The sequence below is a fragment of the Kitasatospora sp. NPDC001683 genome (assembly GCF_053596495.1).
In genome coordinates this window covers 18595-35219 of record NZ_JBSFGK010000002.1, presented here as the reverse complement: position 1 = coordinate 35219, position 16625 = coordinate 18595, and the positions used below count along the sequence as shown (strand labels likewise).

Here is a 16625-nt window from a genome sequence, read left to right as displayed (position 1 = left end):
GCACCACCCGGGCCGGCACTGAGCCGCGCGGACCCGGGCCGGCACTGAGCCGGGCGGACCCGGAGAGAGAGCCGAACGGCCCAAGCGCCACACCGGAACCCGGTCGCACGGTGGAAGTGGTCCACCCGACCGAGCAACGGAGGCGGCCATGCCCACCCTCGCCCTCGACGCCGCCGGCCTGGAGAAGCTCGTCTCCGCCGCGGTCGCCGCACCCTCGATCCACAACAGCCAGCCCTGGCGCTTCCACCTCCAGTCGGCCACCTCCACCCTCGAGGTGACGGCCGACCGCAGCCGCGCCGTCCCGGCCGCCGACCCCCAGGGCCGGGCGCTGCACATCTCCGTCGGCGCGGCCGTGCTCAACCTGCGCGTCGCCGCCCGCCACCTCGGCTGGGCGCCCGAAGTGCGCCTGCTGCCCGACCCGGCCGAACCGGACCTGTTCGCCGCCGTCCGCCTCGACGGCGCGGCCACCGGGCCCGTCCCGGGCACCGAGCGGCTGTACGAGGCGATCTGGCGGCGGCACTCCATCCGCACACCGTTCACCGGCGAGGCCGTCCCCCCGGCCGTCCTCGACGAACTGGTCGCGGCCGCCCGCGCCGAGGACACCGCCCTCCACCTGCCCGACCACGCGGAGACCGCCCGGCTGCTCCACCTCACCGCCGAGGCCGAGCGCCGCAACACCACCGACGACGCCCAGCGCACTGAGAGCCGCAGCTGGATCCGCACCGGCGACGCCCGGCCCTACGGCATACCGCCCGCTGCGCTCGGCCCGCAGGACCTGGCCGGCCACCTGCCCATGCGGGACTTCTCCGCCCTCCACGCCGCCGAGCACCAGGCCCCCGCCCGGTTCGAACACGAGCCGCGCATCGCCGTCCTCACCACCGAGCACGACACCCCCGAGGACTGGCTGCGCGCCGGCCTCGCCCTGGAACACGTCCTGCTCGCCGCCACCGTCCACGGCGTCCGCGCCTCCCTGCTGCACCAGGCCATGGAATGGCCCTACCTGCGTTGGGAGGCCCGCGACCCGCACCAGGGCCCCGGCTACGTCCAGATCCTGATCCGCCTCGGCTACGGCCCGGAGGGCTCGCCGACGCCACGCCTCGCGGCCCGGGACGTGCTGGAGCGGGACGGGTAGGACCTGCTGGAGCGGGAGGAGTAGCCGGCTCCTCAGGACTCCGGCAGGGGCACCCGCCAGACCAGTTCGGTGCCGCCCTCGGGGCGGGCGCGGGCGGTGAAGGTGCCGCCCAGGGCGGCGGCCCGGTCCGCCAGGTTGGTGAGCCCGCTGCGGCGGCCGCCCTCGGGGAGGCCGACGCCGTCGTCGGTGACCTTGACGGTCAGGTCCTTCTCGGCGGAGACCGTGGCCTCGGCGGTGCGGGCCCGGGCGTGGCGGGCGACGTTGGACAGGGCCTCCGCCAGGACCGCGACGGCCGCGTCCGCGAGCTCGGCGGGCACGGTGGCGTCGAGCAGGCCGGTCATCCGCAGCGCGGGGGTGAAGCCGAGGGCGCGGGCGGCCCGGTCGACGACGTCGACGAGGCGGGCGCGCAGACCGCTCGCCGCCGGGCCGGACTCGCGCAGGCGCAGACCGAAGATGGTGGCGCGGATGGTCTTCGCCGTCTCGTCCAGGTCGTCGATCGCCCGCAGGACGCGGTCGGTCGCCTCGGGATGCTCGATGAAGCGGGTGGCGCCCTGGAGGGTCATGCCGGTGGCGAAGAGCCGCTGGATGGCCAGGTCGTGCAGGTCGCGGGCGATCCGGTCGCGCTCCTTGAGCAGCGCGACCTGCTCGGAGTCACGGCGGCGCTCCGCGAGCTCCATCGCCACCGCCGCCTGGCCGGCGAAGCCCAGCAACGGCCCGGACTCGCTCTCCTCGAACAGCGGTGCGCCGACCGCGCGGGCCAGCATCAGCACGCCGCGGACCCCGCGCTCGGCGGTGCCGACGGGCACCGCGACCGCCGGCCCCAGGCCCTTCCAACGCGGCGGACCGGCCGTGATCCGCGGGTCCTTCTGGACGTCCGGACTCACCACGAGCCCACCGGTGCGGAAGGCCGCACCCATGAACGAGCCCTCGACCGGCAGCACCAGCCCGCGGTGCTGCTCCGCGCCGAGCCCGACGGCGATCCGCACCTCCAACCGGGCATCCGGCACCGGAAGCGCGACGACCGCGAGGTCCGCTCCGGCGATCTCGGCCGCCCGCGTGAGCAGCAGGTCCAGTACCTCCTGCTCGCCGCTGCCCGACAACAGGGTGCTGGTGACCTCGGCACTCGCCTCCAACCAGCGCTGCCGCTGCCGGGCCCGGTCGTAGAGCCGGGCGTTGTCGATCGCGACCCCGGCGGCGACGGCGAGGGTGGCGAGCACCGACTCGTCCTCCTCGTCGAACTCACCGCCGCCGCGCTTCTCGGTCAGGTAGAGGTTGCCGAACACCTTGTCGCGGATCCGGATCGGCACCCCCAGGAAGCTGTTCATCGGAGGGTGGTTCGCCGGGAAGCCGTAGGAGGCCGGGTGATCGGAGATCCGGCTGAGGCGCAGCGGCTCAGGGTGGCGGATCAGTTCGCCCAGGATGCCGTGGCCGGACGGCAGGTCCCCGATCCGCTCGACCTGGTCGTCCGTGACCCCGACCGGGATGAACTGGGAGAGCCGCTGGTCCTCGCCGATCACGCCGAGGGCGCCGTACTCGGCGTCCACCAGGGTGACCGCCGCCTCCACGATGTGCTGCAGGGCCTGGGCCAGCTCCAGGTCGCGTCCGACCGCCAGCACCGCCTCCAGCAGGCTGTGGACACGGTCGCGCGTGCCCCGGGCGGCGTCCAGCCGGGCCTGGAGCTCCTCCAGGAGTTCGTCCAGGCGCAGTTTGGGCACAGGAGCCGAACTCTCCGATGCGTCGGCCAAGGAATCCTCCACGGCTCGCCCGATGCCACTGACCAGCGTAGGCGCGCGCGCCGTGCCCCGCCGGACACCGAAGGGGTCCATCGACCCATCGACCGGACCCCACCGGGCCCCTGCCGCCGGCGCACCGGCGTCGCACGCTGGAAGAGCCGGCGGAACCGGCCCGGCTCCGCCACCCCGAGGGGAGTGAGCAGGGCTTGAAGGCGCTCAGCTACCACGGACCCGGCCGCCGCACCTGGGGCGACGTCCCCGACCCGGTCGTCCGCGAGCCGGAGGACGCCGTCGTCCGGGTGGACGCGGTGACCATCTGCGGCACCGACCTGCACATCCTCGAGGGCGACGTCCCGGAGGTGGAACAGGGACGCGTCCTGGGCCACGAGGCCGTCGGTGCCGAGGCCACCCCGGAGGCCGTCCGCGAACTGGGCCGGGACGGGCTCGGCGTGGACGTCGCGGTCGAGGCGGTCGGCGTGCCCGAGTCCTTCGAACCCTGCACCCGCCTGGTGCGCCCCGGCGGCCGGGTCGCCAACGTGGGCGTGCACGGCAAACCCGCGGTGCTCCGCCTGGAGGACCTCTCGATCCGTGACGTCACCGTCACCACCGGGCTGGTCGACACCGACGGCACCCCGCTGCTGCTCGACCTGCTCGCCGCCGGCCGGCTGGACGTCGCCGGGCTGGTCACCCACCGCTTCGGTCTCGACGAGCTGCAGGACGCGTACGACGTCTTCGCCGACGCGGCCGACACCGGAGCCCTCAAGGTCACGCTCTTCCGGACGTGACCCCCGCGTGCCGAGGAGCCGCCATCATGATCACCGACCGCCCCGATCCCGCCGCCATCGCCCGCCGGATCCTCCAGCGCCGCAACCAACTCGGCCTGAGCGAAGGGATGCTGGCGTACCGGACCCACATGTCGCCGGCCTACCTGCGGCAACTCCTGCGCACCGGGCCGGAGTTCGACGAGGAGGCGTTCCTCCGGATCGCCACCGCGCTCGGCACGCCCTGGCGGGAACTGCTGACCGGCCACCGCCCCGACGCCCCGCCGGGCCAGACCGACGCCGCGACTCCGCGCCCGCTGCTGCTCCACCTGACCGAACCGCAGTGCTGGGAACTGCTCGGCACCCACGGCGTCGGCCGGATCGGCCTGCCCGGGCGCGCGGCCCCGGTCGTGCTCCCGGTGAACTACGCGGTCGACGCCCGGACCGTCGTCTACCGCACCTCCCCGCGCGGCGCCGCCGCCCCCGCCGAGTGCTCGCCCGCCTCCTTCCAGGTCGACCACATCGACGAGCACCGCAGCCGGGGCTGGAGCGTCCTGCTCCTCGGCCAGGCCCACCGCATCGACGACCCGCAGGAGGAGCAGCGGCTCGCCGCCCTGCCGGGCGCCACCCCCTGGGCCGGCGGCGCCCGCCCGCTGTGGGTGCGCATCAGCCCGAGCGAGGTCGCCGGCCGCCGGATCGGTGAGGGGTGAACGCCCGCGCCACGGTCCCGAGCGCGCCGGCGAAGCGACTAGCCGGGCCAGGGCGTCGCCCGGATCTCGAAGCCGGTCAGGCCCTCGGGCTGTTCCTCCCAGACGAGGACCCGGTCCACGATGGCGAGGGGCGGCCCCTGCCCGGTCCACTCGACCATCCGTCGGACGGCGGCCGAGGTCCCCTCGAACACGGCCTCGACGGTGCCGTCCGATAGGTTCCGCACCCAGCCGCGCACCCCCTGCGCGGTGGCTTCGCGACGGCAGGTGTCCCGGTAGAAGACGCCCTGCACCTCGCCGGAGACGATCACTCGACTGCGGATCATCGCCCACTCCCTACGGTGTCCGGGTCACGGTACGGCCCGCCCGCGCGGCGGCGGCCGCGAACGCGCTCGCGTCGAGCACCGCCGCACCGCCCAGGTCGTTGTTGAAGTACACGTAAACCTCGGCCGAGTCCGCCCAGCCGTCGGCGATCCGGCCCACCCAGGCGGCCAGCGCCTGCCGCCCGTACCGGGGCCGGGGCCGGGCCCGGCCACCGTGGCAGCGCAGGTAGCCCCATTCGCAGGTCCGCCACAGCGGGGTGAGCGGCCGTGACTCCCGGTCCGCCCAGCACAGTGCGGCGGCCCGGCCGGTCAGCACCGCACGGATCTCCGGCGTCCACCAGGACGGGTGCCGCGGCTCGACGGCGACCCGCACGCCCGCCGGGAAGGCGGCCAGGCAGCGGTCCAGCAGCTCGGCGTCCGCGTGCAGCGTGGGCGGCAGCTGGAGCAGCACCGGGCCGAGCCGCTCCCCGAGCCCCTGCGCCGCCGCGAGCAGCCGCTGGACCGGCTCGGCCGGCTCGTGCAGGCGCTTGATGTGGGTGAGGTAGCGGCTGGCCTTCACCGCGAACACGAAGCCCTCCGGGGTACGGGTGCGCCAGTCGGCGAAGGTGTCCGGCGAGGGCAAACGGTAGAAGGCGGCATTGCTCTCCACCGTGGCGAACCGCTCGGCGTACTCCTCCAACCAGCGTCGCTTGGGCGCCCCTTCCGGATAGAGCACCCCGCGCCAGTCGTCGTACTGCCAACCCGAGGTACCGACGATCAACGACATGTCTCCAGCAAACACCCATCCGCCGGACCGGGCAGTCGATGAGGACACCCGGGGCTCGCCGGTCGGGCGAAACGGCTGCGCCTCGCGTCGCACGCCCGGGAAGCCGGTCAGAGGTGGCCGGCGGTCAGTCATCCGTACGAGTGGGCGCGATGGTGATCACCACGGGTGCCGGCGGTACGACTGGCACGATGATGCGCATGGACCGATTCCTGGCCGGGCGGGCCGGCCCCGCCCGCCGCCCCACCGGCAACGGAGGCCCGTGGACGAGCCCTTCGCCATCGCCGTTCGCACCCGCACCCGGAGTCGGGGTAGGCCCGGGGAGGACGCGCCCCCGTCATTCGCCCTGGACCGGGTGACCGTGCGCCGGGCCGGGCGACTGCTGCTGGACGGCCTCTCGGCGCGGATCCCCGGCGCCACGTGCACGGCGCTGGTCGGACCGTCGGGGGCGGGCAAGTCGACGCTGCTGCGGTTGCTGAACCGGCTGGTGGAGCCGACGTCGGGTGTCGTCCGCTTCCGGGACGCGCTGCTGCCGGAGCTCGACGTGCTGGAACTGCGCCGCCGGGTCGGCCTGGTCGGCCAGCAGCCGGTGCTGCTCACCGAACGGGTCGTGGACGACCTGCGGGTGGGCCGCCCGGACCTCGGGGAGGACCAGGCCGCCGTGCTGTTGGAGCGGACCGGCCTGCCGGCCGGGATGCTGACGCGGGCCACGGCCGGGCTGTCCGGTGGCGAGGCCCAACGGGTCTGTCTGGCTCGGGCGCTGGCCGTCGGTCCGGAGGTGCTGCTGCTCGACGAGCCGACCTCGGCCCTGGACGAGGAGAGTGCGCGGGCGGTGGAGCACACGATCAAGGACCTGGTCGCGGACGGGCTCGCGGTGGTGCTGGTCAGCCACAACGCGCCGCAGGCGCGCCGGGTCGCCGACCACGTCCTGGTCCTGCGCGGCGGCCGTCTGGTCGCCTCGGGACCGGCGGACCGCGTCGACTACCTCCGGAAGGGAACGTGAACACGGCCGTACCGAGCTGGGCCGGGGTCGCCGCCTCCATCGCCCTGGTGCTGCCGGCGATCGCGGTGGCGTGGCACCGGCGACTGCACCTGGCCCGGGACATCGCCGTGGCCGCCGCACGCGCCGGCGTCCAACTCGCCGCCGTCGGCGCGATCCTGCTCCTCGTCCTCCAGCACACCGGTGTGGCCGGGGCAGCCGGCTGGCTCGCGCTCATGGTGATCACGGCCGGGCGCGTCTGCGCGGGCCGCTCCGCCGGGATGCCCCGCGCGCTGCCGATCGCCACCACCGCGGCCGCCGTCGGCTCCGCCGCGACCCTCGGGGTGCTGCTCGCCCTCGGGATCATCGCCCCCCAGGCCCGGGTGGTGATCCCGGTCGGCGGCATGGTGGTCTCCGGCGCGATGCAGGCCACCAGCCTCGTCCTGGTGCGCCTTCGCGACGAGGCCCGCACCGCGCGCCCCGCCATCGAGGCCCGCCTCGCCCTGGGCCTGCCCGCCGTCGAGGCCTTCGCGCCCCATCTCCGCTCGACCCTGCGCACGGCGCTGATCCCCGCCGTCGACGCCACCAGGACCGTCGGGCTGATCAGCCTGCCCGGTGCGATGACCGGCCTGATCCTGGCCGGTGTCGACCCGTTCACCGCGATCCGCTACCAGATCGTGGTGATGTACATGATGCTGTCCGCCGCCGCCCTGGCCGCCCTCACCGCCTCCCACCTGGCCGAGCGAGCCCTGTTCGACGACGTCCACCGGCTACGGCCGCTCACCGCCGGTATCCGACGATGACATCCGGTTCCCCGGGGCGCATGAGTCTCCGCCACCGGGAAAGAAGCCTTCCGTGGGCAAAGCACGAGGGCGCACGCCCGTCGCGTCCGACGGCCGGCTGGGCCCGCCCGGCGAGCACCCCGGCCTCAGCGACCCGGCCTACGTGCGGCGGCGCCGGGCCGTCGCCGCCGCGGCCCGCGGACATCGCGTAGGCGATCCCGCGCCGTCGGTCGACTACAGCGCGAGCGAGGACCGGACCTGGCGCGCCGTCCACCGCGCGCTCTGGGCGGCCCAGGGCGAGCACGCCTGCCGCGCCGTCCTGGACGCCAGACAGCAGGCCCCGATTCCCGCCGACCACATCCCGCAGCACGCCGAGGTCGGACCGCGGCTGCGGCGGATGACGGGTTTCGAGTTCACCCTCGCGGGAGGAGTCGTCGCCAACAAGCGGTTCCTCGGCTCCATGGCCGACGGCTACTTCCACGCCGTGCAGTTCGTCCGCCACCCCGCCCTACCGCTGTACACGCCCGAGCCCGACATCATCCACGACGTCCTCGGCCACGGGATCCACCTGTCCTGCCCGACCTTCGCCGACATCTACCGCCTGATCGGAGAGACGGCCAGGCGGATCGACGACGCGGACGTCCTGCAGATGATCAGCGACGTCTACTGGTTCACCCTGGAGTACGGGGTCCTCGAGGAGGACGGCGCGCCGAAGGCCTACGGCGCGGCCCTGCTGTCCTCCTACGGGGAGATCCGGCGCCTGGGACTGCCCCGGGTCCGCGCGTTCGACATCGGGGCGATACTCGCCACCCCGTACGAGATCTCCGGCTACCAGCCGGTCCTCTTCAGCGCCCGCTGCCTCCACGAGGTCGCCGACACCCTCCACGGCTTCCTGGAGAAGCTCGACGACGAGAGCGCGCCGCGCTTCGGCCGGTCCCCCGCCCGGACGCGCTCGTCCGGTGGGACCTGATCGTCAAGGCCGTGGAGGCTCACACCGACTCCGTTCGGGTGGTTCCGTATGCGCAGCGGTGGCCCGGTGCCGGGCGTGAAGGGTGGCACGGCCGAGGAACCGCTCCCATGGAACCGATGCTTCGTCAGTACCGCCAGCGGACGGCCTCGATGACCTCCGCATCCGTTTGCATCGCGAACAGCTCAGCCTCCGCGCGCCGGACGGCCAGCACGGTCTCGTACAGCTCGGGCCCCAGCGCCTGCCGCAGCACGGACAGGCGCTGTTCAACAGCAAGCGCCTCTACGCGGCCTTCGTCACGCTCGGCGTCGACCACCCCGCACGCCCGCGCCCCTGGATCTCCCCGACCTGATCGTCAGTGGCTCAGCCCTCCAACCCGGCCTGTACGGCGGGGCCTACATGCGGCGGGTGGCGAACCGGCTGGGCCTCCGGGGGGATCCCGGTGAGACTCCGATCAGCCATCTGGTCTCCTGCACGCTGGACCCCTGGCTGACCGACACCGAGCGGGGCGACTTCATCCCCGTGCTGCGCGAGGCGCTGGCCGAGGGGGTGCGGGCGGCGATCCGCGAGGTGTTCCCCGAGCCTGCCGGGTGACCATCGACGACCACTCTCCCGGCGCCTTCGCCGCCTGGCGGTGACCCCGAGCGGCTGAGCACGTGCGGTGCGTTCTCGGGCGATCCCGGGGGTACGGCCTGGAGTCGGGGCGGGTGGACGGGGGGAGGATACTGGCATGGATCGGTTTTCGAGTGCCTTCGCGGAGGACCGATGCGCCGGGACGGACGGGCCGGGGACTTCTTACTCGCACTGCTGAGCCGGGACTGGCTGGGCGTTCCGGTCGCGGTGCTGGTGGCGGGGGTGGGCGGCGTTCTCGTCGCAGTGGGCCCCGGGTGGGCGGTGGCGCTCGGTGCTCTGGCGATGGCCGTCGGTGTGCTGCTGGCGGCGGGAGCCGTGCGGCACCTGGTGCTGGTGGCCCGGGAGGCGCGGGTGAATCCGCCGCCGGGGCGGTTGGTGGACGTGGGCGGCCACCGGATGCACGTCCTGGGCGAGGGCGAGGCCGGGGGCGGGCCGACGGTGGTCTGGATGCCCGGCGGGCACGCCCCCGGTGAGGACTTCCGCGAGCTGCACACGATGCTGTCGGCCCGGGCCCGGTCGGTGCTGGTCGACCGTCCCGGGACGGGCTGGAGCGATGTCGGGCCCTTCCCGCGGACGACGGCGGCCGAGGCGGAGGAGCTGCCGACGGCGCTGGAGGCGGCGGGGGAGCGGGCCCCGTTCGTGTTCGTCGGACATTCCTTCGGCGGGTTGCTGGTCGCGAACGTGGCCAGGCGCCGGCCGGATCTGGTGGCCGGCCTGGTGCTGCTGGATCCGACGCCCCTGGAGGTGATCGCCTTCGCGCCGCCCAACCGGCGGCTCGCGGCGATGCGTCGCGGCCTCCTGCTGGCGGCGACGCGGCGGTTGTTCGGCGGCCGGGGCGGGCGGACGGCGCACCTCTGCGCCGCCGCGTCGGCCTTCGACGAGCTCACGCCGTCCGGCCTGGCGCGGGTGGGCTGGGAGACCGTGGTGTACGACGGGGACCTCGGCGACCTGCCCCTGGTGCTGGTGATACCCCGGGATCTCATCGGCGGTGAGGCGGTGCTGGCCGGCGCCCGGGACGCGGCCGAGGCCGAGCGGATCAGCCGCTTCTACCTCCGCGGCAGGGTCCGGTACCTGGCGGCGTCGACGGCGTCCCGGCTGGTGCACACGCCGGAGGGGACGGGCCACGACTTCCCGCACGAGGCGCCCGAGTTCGTGGTCGGCGTGGTCGGGGACCTGGTGCGCGAGCTGCGGGTGGTCAGCCCATGACCGTCCGCGCGGAGTCCGCCCGGACCGGGCGGCGGCGGGAGAAGGCTCCCAGGTCCACGACGTTGCCGGTGTGGTCGCAGCGGTACCGGACCGGGTCGGCGTCGTGGTCGTGGCCGGCCTCGACCAGGTCGATCAGGGTCGCGAGGAAGCGGCCGACCAGCGGGGCGTTCTTGAACTGGTTGCCGCTGGTGCCCATGGCGACGTAGTAGCCGTCGAGGGCGGTGCGGTCGTAGATCGGGGTCCAGTCGTCCGCGACGTCGTACACCCCCGCGACCCCGAGCGGTCGGTTGGGGACGCCGATCGCCGGGAAGCGGCGGGCCGCTCTGGTCACCTGGGCACGGAAGCGCCGGGTGGTGGGGCGGGGATCGGCGGAGTCCGGGTCGTCGATCCACTCGGGCGGGTCGCAGTCCGGCTGGGTGCCGCCGATCAGGAGGCGGCCGCCGGGGGCCGTCCGCAGGTAGGTGCCGAGGTCGAGGTCGGCGACGACGGGTGCGGACCCGCTCGGCGCGGGGACCTGGTGGACCTCCTCGCGCAGCGGGCGCACGCCGACGGTGAAGTCGCTCCCGACTCCCGCGAGGCGGTTGAGGCCGCCCGACCACGGACCGGCGGCGTTGACCACGACCGGTGCGGCGATCCGGGTGCCGTCGGACAGGCGGACGCCCGCCACCCGGTCCGCCTGCCGGTCGACGGCGACCACGGCCCGGTGGAACAGGAACCGGGTGCCCAGCTCGCCCGCCGCGTCCGCGAGGTTCTGGGCGGCGAGCTGCGGGTCGTCCACGAACCCGGCGTCCGGGGTGAACAGCGCGCCGAGCTCGCCGGTCGGGCCGGCGAAGAAGGCGTCGTCGTCCACCGGCTTCGGCGGCCAGTACCGGCCGGGGTCGATCCCGGGCAGGTGCCGGCGCAGCGCGGCGGTGTCCCACCGCTGGTACGGGACGCCGGCGCGCTCGAACAGGGCGGTGACCTCGGAGGGTTCGGCGGGTGGGGAGTCGAGCAGGACGGCGCCGGTGCGGTGGAAGGCCGCGAGCGGGCGGCGGCCGGTGAGTCGCAGGTGCTCGGGCCAGGCCGTCCAGAGGTGCCGGGACTCCCAGGCGGTGGCGACGCCGTCGAAGGTGGAGTAGTTGAACCGGACGATCGCGCTGGAGGCGCTGGTGGAGCCGTGGCCGGGGGCGCCCGCCTTGTCGACGACGACCACCAGTCGTCCGGTGCGGGCGAGTTCGAGGGCGATGGCCGCGCCGATCACCCCGGCTCCGACCACCACGGCGTCCGGCTGGCGGGTGGTCATCGCTGCCCCCTCAGGCGCGGCACGGAGTCGAGCAGTGCCCTGGTGTACGGGTGCCGCGGGTTCCGCAGCAGGGTCTCGGTGGCGGCGGTCTCGACGATCCGGCCGTGCCGCATGACCGCCACCGCGTCGGAGACGTGGCAGACCGCGGGCAGGTTGTGGCCGATGAACAGCATCGACAGGCCCAGCCGCCGCTGGAGGTCGCGGATCGTGTTGAGGACGGACGCCTGCACCGAGACGTCGAGGGCCGAGGTGATCTCGTCGGCGATCAGCAGGCCCGGTCCGACGGCCAGGGCGCGGGCGATGGCGACCCGCTGACGCTGGCCGCCGGACAGCTGCCGCGGCAGCCGGTCCGCGAGCCTGGGGGCCAGACCGACCAGGCCGAGCAGGCCGGTGACGCGCTCGGCACGGCCGGTCCGGTCGAGCCGGTCGAACACGGTGGCCGCCTCGACCAGGGTCTGGCGGACCGTCATCCTCGGGTCCAGCGCGGTGTCCGGGTCCTGGAGGACGACCTGGACCAGCCGGCCGAGCCGGCGCCGGTCGCGGACGGTGCGGACCCGGACCTCCCGGCCGTCGACCAGGACCCGGCCCGCGTGCACGGGGGCGAGGCCGACGACCGCCCGGGCCAGGCTGGACTTGCCCGAGCCGGACTCGCCGACCAGCCCGAGCGTGCTGCCGGACGGCACGTCCAGCGAGACGCCGTCCACGGCGGTGACCGGGCCGCGCGGGCCGTGGTGGCGGACGGTGAGGTCGCGGAGCCGAAGGTCGGTCATGAAGCCGCCACCTCGGCCGGCACCGGGTTCCAGCAGGCGACCCGCTGTACGGCGTCGAGGTCGTCCATCGGTGGCGCCTGCTCGGCGCAGTGGCCCAGCCGGCGCGGGCAGCGGGGTTCGAAGGGGCAGCCGGGGGCGGGGGCGAGCGGGTCGGGCGGTGCGCCGTCCACCGTCGGCAGCGGGCGGTCGCGGTCCGCGGCGAGGTCCGGCACCGAGGCGACCAGCGCCCGGGTGTAGGGGTGCCGGGCGCCGGCGGCGAGGCGGTCGGCGGGCAGCGCCTCGACGATGGTGCCCGCGTACATCACCAGGACGCGTTCGCAGAACTCGCCGACCAGCGCGATGTCGTGGCTGATGAACAGGACGGCGGTGGCGGTCTCCCGCCGGAGGTCGGCGAGCAGCCGGGTGATCTGCCGCTGCACGGTGACGTCGAGCGCGGTGGTCGGCTCGTCGGCGATGATCAGCCCCGGCCTGAGCATCAGCCCGGAGGCGATCATCACCCGCTGGCGCTGGCCGCCGGAGAGCTGGTGGGGGCGCGAGCGCAGCAGCGTGGGGGGCAGGCCGACCCGGCGCAGGGCGCCGACGGCCTGGGCGGTGGCCTGGGCGCGACTCGCGGTGCGGTGGGCCCGGACGGCCTCGGTGAGCTGGGTGGAGATCCGCAGGGACGGGTTGAGCGCGGAGGCGGGGTTCTGGAACACCATCGCCAGGCCGGTCGCGAGGTGGCGGTCGCGCTGCCTGGGGGGCAGGGTGGCGAGGTCGGCGCCGAGCAGGCGCAGGGTCCGCCGGGTGATCCGGGCGCGCTCGGGCAGCAGGTCGGCGATGGCGAGCGCGGTGAGCGACTTGCCCGAGCCGGACTCGCCGACCAGTCCGACGATCTCGCCCGGCCGCAGCGCGAGGCTCACTCCGTGCACCGGCCGGATCGTCCCGTCCGGGGTGGGGAGTTCGACGCTGAGGTCCTCGACCTGGAGCACCAGGCCCTCCTCGGCGGGCCCGCTCGGGGCGGGCGGTGGCGCGGGTGTCCGGTCCACCGGGCCGCGCCGGGCGACGCGGCCCGCCAGCACCTCGCCGAGCAGCTGGAAGGTCAGGGCCGCGTAGAGGATGGCCAGGCCCGGGGCGAGCGCGGGCAGCGGGTCGGCGTAGATCCGGTCGAGCCCCTGGTTGAGCAGCTGTCCCCAGTCGTAGGCGGGTGGCTGGACGCCCAGGCCGAGGAAGCTCAGCCCGGAGAGCGCGACCAGTGCCGTGCCCGCCGCCGTGGTGGTGGCCAGCAGCAGCGGCTCGGCGATGTTGGGCAGGACGTGCCGCCACAGCAGTCGGTGCCGGCGCAGGCCGAGGACCCGGGCCGCGGCGAGGTGGTCGGTGCCGGCCACCGCGGCGGCGAGCGTCTGGGCGAGCCGGGCGAAGCCGGGGACGCCGGCGACGGCGAGGGCGAGCACCGCCCCGCCGGCGCCCGCGCCGAACACGACCGCGAGGAAGAGCGCGATCAGCAGCGCGGGGAAGGCGAGCAGCAGGTTGACCAGCGCGGTGAGCAGCCGGCGGGCGCGGCGGCCGACGACGGCGGTGGCCGCGCCGAGCAGCACGCCGCCGGTGGCACCGAGCAGGGTGGCGGCCAGCGCCAGCAGCAGGGAGGGCCGGGTGGCCGTCAGGACCCGGGCGAGCACGTCCCGGCCGAGGTCGTCGGTGCCGAACGGGTGGGCCGCGGACGGGCCCCGCAGCACCGCAGAGGGGTCGGGCCGGTCGGCCGCCGTTCCCCAGAGCAGCGGGGCGGCCAGCGCGAGGACGACCAGTGAGGCCAGCATCACCGCGGAGATCCAGGCCGTCGGTGAGCGGAGGTACCGGCGGGGAAGGGACATCTCAGCTCTCCCGGATCGTCGAACGGGGGTCCAGCACCGCCAGCAGCACGTCGACCAGCAGGCCGGCCAGCAGCACGGTGGTGCCCAGGATCAGCACCATCGCCTGGATCACCGGGTAGTCCTGGGTCACCACGGACTGGGCCAGCGCCGATCCGATGCCGGGCCAGGCGAACACCTTCTCGACCAGTACGGTGCCGGCGATCAGCGCGGGCAGCAGGCTCCCGGCGACGGTGAGCGCGGCGGTGGCCATGTTGGGCGCCGCGTGCCGCAGGTAGCGGCGGGTGGGGGACAACCGCTTGCTCCGGGCGGTGCGCAGGTAGTCCTCGCCCAGCACCCTCATCGCCTCGACCCGGACGATACGCACCAGCACGGCCGTCGGCGCGAGGGCGAGGGCCAGGACCGGCAGTACGAAGGACTCGGCGCCGGCCGCTCCGGCCACCGGCAGCAGTTGGAGGCCGACGGCCAGCAGGGCGGTGAGCCCGGCGGCCAGGACGAAGTCCGGCACCCCGGCCAGGCCGGCGGTGACCACGGTGAACGCCAGCTCGCTGCGCGGGTGCCGGCCGTCGCGGGTGCGGACGGCGGCGAGCAGTCCGCCGGGCAGGGCGACGGCGAGGGTGACCAGGAAGGCGAGGCCGGCGATCTCCAGGGTGGCGGGCAGCCGGGTGCGGACCAGTTCCGCGACCGGCGTGCCGGTGACCAGCGAGGTGCCGAGGTCGCCGTGCAGCAGGCCGTCGAGGTAGTGCCGGTACTGGGACGGGAAGGGTGCGTCCAGGCCGAGTTGGTGGCGGCGGGCGGCCACCAGGGCCGGGGCGGCGTCCACGCCGAGGGCGGCGCGGACCGGGTCGCCGGGGACGAGCCGGACCATCGCGAACGAGGCGGTGAGCACCACGGCGAGGGAGACCGCCAGCCGGGCCGTGCGGCGGGCCAGGAAGGCCGTCCACGGGTGGCGCGCAACGTGGCGGAGGGACGACACGCCGGGCCCCCGGTTCATCGGTGCAGCCGGATGCTGGTGGGGACGAGTTGGCCGCCGAAGGTGGTGGCGAAGGTGGTGCGGTGGCCGTACACGGTGCTCCAACCGTCGGCGATCGGCAGGGCGTCGGCCGAGCGCAGCAGTGCGGCGGCGGCCCGGTTCCAGGTGCCGCAGCCGGTGGTGTCGGGCTCCCGGAGCGCCTGGGCGACCAGGGTGTCGTACTCGGGGTTGCTGACGGCCGCGAAGTTGAGGCCCCGGGCGGGGGTCGGACCGGAGAAGAACGGGATGAAGCCGACCGGCAGGGCGAAGCCGGGGGTGCTGCCGACCACGACGTCGAAATCGGCGGTCTGGTACATGGCGTTGACCAGGGCGGGCAGGCTCTCGGTGACCAGCTCGACGTCCGCGCCGAGCGCCGTCCAGGTGCGGGCCATCAGCTCGGCGGCGGGCGGCAGGGTCGGGCCGAGGTCCGGACTGGTGATCAGCCGCAGCCGCAGCCGGTGGCCGTCCTTGCCGAGCGGGCCGGTGCCGGTGCGGGTCCAGCCGGCGGCGCGCAGGGCCTCGGCGGCGTCCTGCGCGGGCAGGTTGGCGGCGGCGAGGTCGGCGTGGCAGACGGCTCCCTCGGCGCCGAAGTCGGTGGCGGGCCGGCCGGTGCCGCCGACGGCGACGTTGGCGAGGCCCTGGCGGTCGAGCGCGGCCACCAGGGCGCGGCGCACCGCCGGATCGGCGAGGGCCCGGCCGGGGCGCTGGTTGAAGAAGGTCAGCCCGACCACCGTCGCCACGTCCTCGGTGGCCAGGCCGTGGCCGGCGAGCCGGGCCCGGTCGGGCCCGTTCACGCTCGCGATGTCGACGCCCCCGGTGAGCAGCAGGTTGGCGGCGGTGGAGGCCTGGGCCACCACGGAGAGGACGATCCGGTCCGGCAGGCCGGGCGCGGCGGTGGTCGCCCCGCCCGGGCCCCAGGCGTAGCCCGCCCGGACGGTGAACTCGTAGGGCCCGCCGGGGGAGTAGCGGGTGAGCACGTACGGGCCGGTGCCCTGGGTGGTGCGGTCCAGCGCCTCGGGCCGGTCCAGGCCGGCGGGGCAGACGATCGGCAGCAGGCCGAGGGTGCGGGTGAGGAACGGGAAGGGCGTGGCGGTGGTGGCCGACACCGTGCCGGCGCCGTCGTCGGCCTTGGTGGTGAAGGGGACGTTCGGCAGGACGGTCTGGGCGCCGGCCAGCTGGTGGGCCGGGTCGCCCGCGTAGTCGAGGGCCCGGGCCACGGCGGAAGCGGTGAGCGGGGTGCCGTCGGAGCAGGTGATGCCCGCGCGGAGGGTGAAGGTGGCCGTGGTGGTGGTGGCCTGCCAGGAGGAGGCGAGGCCGGAGACCACGGTGCCGTCGGGTGCGATGTCGACCAGCGAGTCGTAGGCGTAGCGGGCCTGACTGGCGCCGAAGGCGGAGTACGGGTCAAAGCTCGGCGTCTCGCTGGACTCGGCGATCCGGACGGTGCCGTGGTCCACCAGGGGGGTGGTCGTCGAGGAGGTGGCGACGCCGCCGCAGCCGCTGAGCGGGAGGGCCGCGGCGGTGAGGGCGGCCGTCAGGGCGACCGGCGGGGTGCGTCGGGGCATGGCGTCATGGTGCCACCGGTCTTGGCCGTGGCGAGTCAACTGACGTGTACGGAACGCGCGTTCGAACGGTCCGGAGCGTCCTGGCGGCCTGGTCGGGAGCCATCGTCGGCGGCCGGGGCGGGTGATCATGATTCACCCGTTCGAGGGGTGTCGCAACCGGGGCGTCCTG

Annotated in this window: 17 protein-coding genes; 8 read left to right on the top strand and 9 right to left on the bottom strand. The window is 75.2% G+C overall.

Translation table 11 applies throughout. The annotated features are described in order from the left end of the window. Nucleotides 1–148: 148 nt before the first annotated feature. Nucleotides 149–1132 carry an Acg family FMN-binding oxidoreductase gene (locus ACWCYO_RS01150; RefSeq protein WP_449782953.1) on the top strand — a complete coding sequence of 328 codons (984 nt, stop codon included), beginning with the start codon at nucleotides 149–151 and terminating at the stop codon, nucleotides 1130–1132. A gap of 32 nt (nucleotides 1133–1164) precedes the next feature. On the opposite strand, the gene ACWCYO_RS01145 is transcribed toward ACWCYO_RS01150, so the two are convergent. Further along, on the bottom strand, nucleotides 1165–2877 hold the full coding sequence (locus tag ACWCYO_RS01145; protein WP_449782952.1) for a GAF domain-containing protein: 1713 nt from the start codon (nucleotides 2875–2877) through the stop codon (nucleotides 1165–1167). Nucleotides 2878–3071: 194 nt separating this feature from the next. Here ACWCYO_RS01145 and ACWCYO_RS01140 point away from each other — a divergent pair, with 194 nt between their 5' ends. Together ACWCYO_RS01140 and ACWCYO_RS01135 are read left to right on the top strand one after the other, a co-directional pair. Next, entirely contained in the window at nucleotides 3072–3650 is a 579-nt protein-coding gene (locus ACWCYO_RS01140; protein WP_449782951.1) for a zinc-binding dehydrogenase, read from the top strand. Between the two features lie 26 nt (nucleotides 3651–3676). After that, nucleotides 3677–4336 (top strand): helix-turn-helix domain-containing protein, encoded by a 660-nt coding sequence (locus tag ACWCYO_RS01135; protein WP_270140433.1) that lies wholly within the window; start codon nucleotides 3677–3679, stop codon nucleotides 4334–4336. Nucleotides 4337–4374: 38 nt separating this feature from the next. Here the strand turns inward: ACWCYO_RS01135 and ACWCYO_RS01130 are convergent, their stop codons facing one another. Both ACWCYO_RS01130 and ACWCYO_RS01125 read right to left on the bottom strand, forming a co-directional pair. Next, nucleotides 4375–4659, bottom strand: coding sequence for an acylphosphatase (locus tag ACWCYO_RS01130; RefSeq protein WP_270140432.1), 285 nt, complete (start codon nucleotides 4657–4659; stop codon nucleotides 4375–4377). A gap of 10 nt (nucleotides 4660–4669) precedes the next feature. Next, a complete protein-coding gene (locus ACWCYO_RS01125; protein WP_270140430.1) occupies nucleotides 4670–5422 on the bottom strand; it encodes a DUF72 domain-containing protein in 753 nt (250 codons plus the stop codon). 259 nt (nucleotides 5423–5681) lie between these two features. Between ACWCYO_RS01125 and ACWCYO_RS01120 the strand changes: the two genes are divergently transcribed. The 3 genes from ACWCYO_RS01120 to ACWCYO_RS01110 are packed head-to-tail and all read left to right on the top strand — an operon-like array spanning nucleotide 5682 to nucleotide 8150. Continuing rightward, nucleotides 5682–6422, top strand: a complete 741-nt coding sequence (locus ACWCYO_RS01120) for an ABC transporter ATP-binding protein (RefSeq protein WP_270140428.1) — start codon at nucleotides 5682–5684, stop codon at nucleotides 6420–6422. Continuing rightward, nucleotides 6419–7201 (top strand): ABC transporter permease, encoded by a 783-nt coding sequence (locus ACWCYO_RS01115; protein WP_270140426.1) that lies wholly within the window; start codon nucleotides 6419–6421, stop codon nucleotides 7199–7201. Before ACWCYO_RS01120 ends, ACWCYO_RS01115 begins: the two co-directional genes overlap by 4 nt. Nucleotides 7202–7253: 52 nt before the next feature. After that, a complete protein-coding gene (locus ACWCYO_RS01110) occupies nucleotides 7254–8150 on the top strand; it encodes a phenylalanine 4-monooxygenase (RefSeq protein ID WP_449782950.1) in 897 nt (298 codons plus the stop codon). Nucleotides 8151–8274: 124 nt separating this feature from the next. Here the strand turns inward: ACWCYO_RS01110 and ACWCYO_RS01105 are convergent, their stop codons facing one another. Continuing rightward, complete coding sequence (locus ACWCYO_RS01105) at nucleotides 8275–8463, bottom strand: hypothetical protein (RefSeq protein WP_449782949.1); 189 nt, start codon at nucleotides 8461–8463, stop codon at nucleotides 8275–8277. 92 nt (nucleotides 8464–8555) lie between these two features. Between ACWCYO_RS01105 and ACWCYO_RS01100 the strand changes: the two genes are divergently transcribed. Together ACWCYO_RS01100 and ACWCYO_RS01095 are read left to right on the top strand one after the other, a co-directional pair. Further along, nucleotides 8556–8741 (top strand): hypothetical protein, encoded by a 186-nt coding sequence (locus ACWCYO_RS01100; RefSeq protein ID WP_449782948.1) that lies wholly within the window; start codon nucleotides 8556–8558, stop codon nucleotides 8739–8741. Between the two features lie 171 nt (nucleotides 8742–8912). Next, nucleotides 8913–9986 (top strand): alpha/beta fold hydrolase, encoded by a 1074-nt coding sequence (locus ACWCYO_RS01095; RefSeq protein WP_449782947.1) that lies wholly within the window; start codon nucleotides 8913–8915, stop codon nucleotides 9984–9986. Here the strand turns inward: ACWCYO_RS01095 and ACWCYO_RS01090 are convergent. From ACWCYO_RS01090 to ACWCYO_RS01070, 5 genes are read right to left on the bottom strand one after another with little or no spacing between them, the layout of a single operon-like run. Beyond that, entirely contained in the window at nucleotides 9976–11268 is a 1293-nt protein-coding gene (locus ACWCYO_RS01090; protein ID WP_449782946.1) for an NAD(P)/FAD-dependent oxidoreductase, read from the bottom strand. The genes ACWCYO_RS01095 and ACWCYO_RS01090 overlap by 11 nt on opposite strands. Then, on the bottom strand, nucleotides 11265–12038 hold the full coding sequence (locus tag ACWCYO_RS01085; RefSeq protein WP_449782945.1) for an ABC transporter ATP-binding protein: 774 nt from the start codon (nucleotides 12036–12038) through the stop codon (nucleotides 11265–11267). The genes ACWCYO_RS01090 and ACWCYO_RS01085 overlap by 4 nt, the downstream gene beginning before the upstream one ends. Next, on the bottom strand, nucleotides 12035–13885 hold the full coding sequence (locus ACWCYO_RS01080; RefSeq protein WP_449782944.1) for a dipeptide/oligopeptide/nickel ABC transporter permease/ATP-binding protein: 1851 nt from the start codon (nucleotides 13883–13885) through the stop codon (nucleotides 12035–12037). The genes ACWCYO_RS01085 and ACWCYO_RS01080 overlap by 4 nt, the downstream gene beginning before the upstream one ends. Nucleotide 13886: 1 nt before the next feature. Beyond that, nucleotides 13887–14876 carry an ABC transporter permease gene (locus ACWCYO_RS01075; protein WP_449782943.1) on the bottom strand — a complete coding sequence of 330 codons (990 nt, stop codon included), beginning with the start codon at nucleotides 14874–14876 and terminating at the stop codon, nucleotides 13887–13889. After that, nucleotides 14873–16456, bottom strand: coding sequence for an ABC transporter substrate-binding protein (locus ACWCYO_RS01070; RefSeq protein ID WP_449782942.1), 1584 nt, complete (start codon nucleotides 16454–16456; stop codon nucleotides 14873–14875). Before ACWCYO_RS01070 ends, ACWCYO_RS01075 begins: the two co-directional genes overlap by 4 nt. Nucleotides 16457–16625 lie beyond the last annotated feature (169 nt).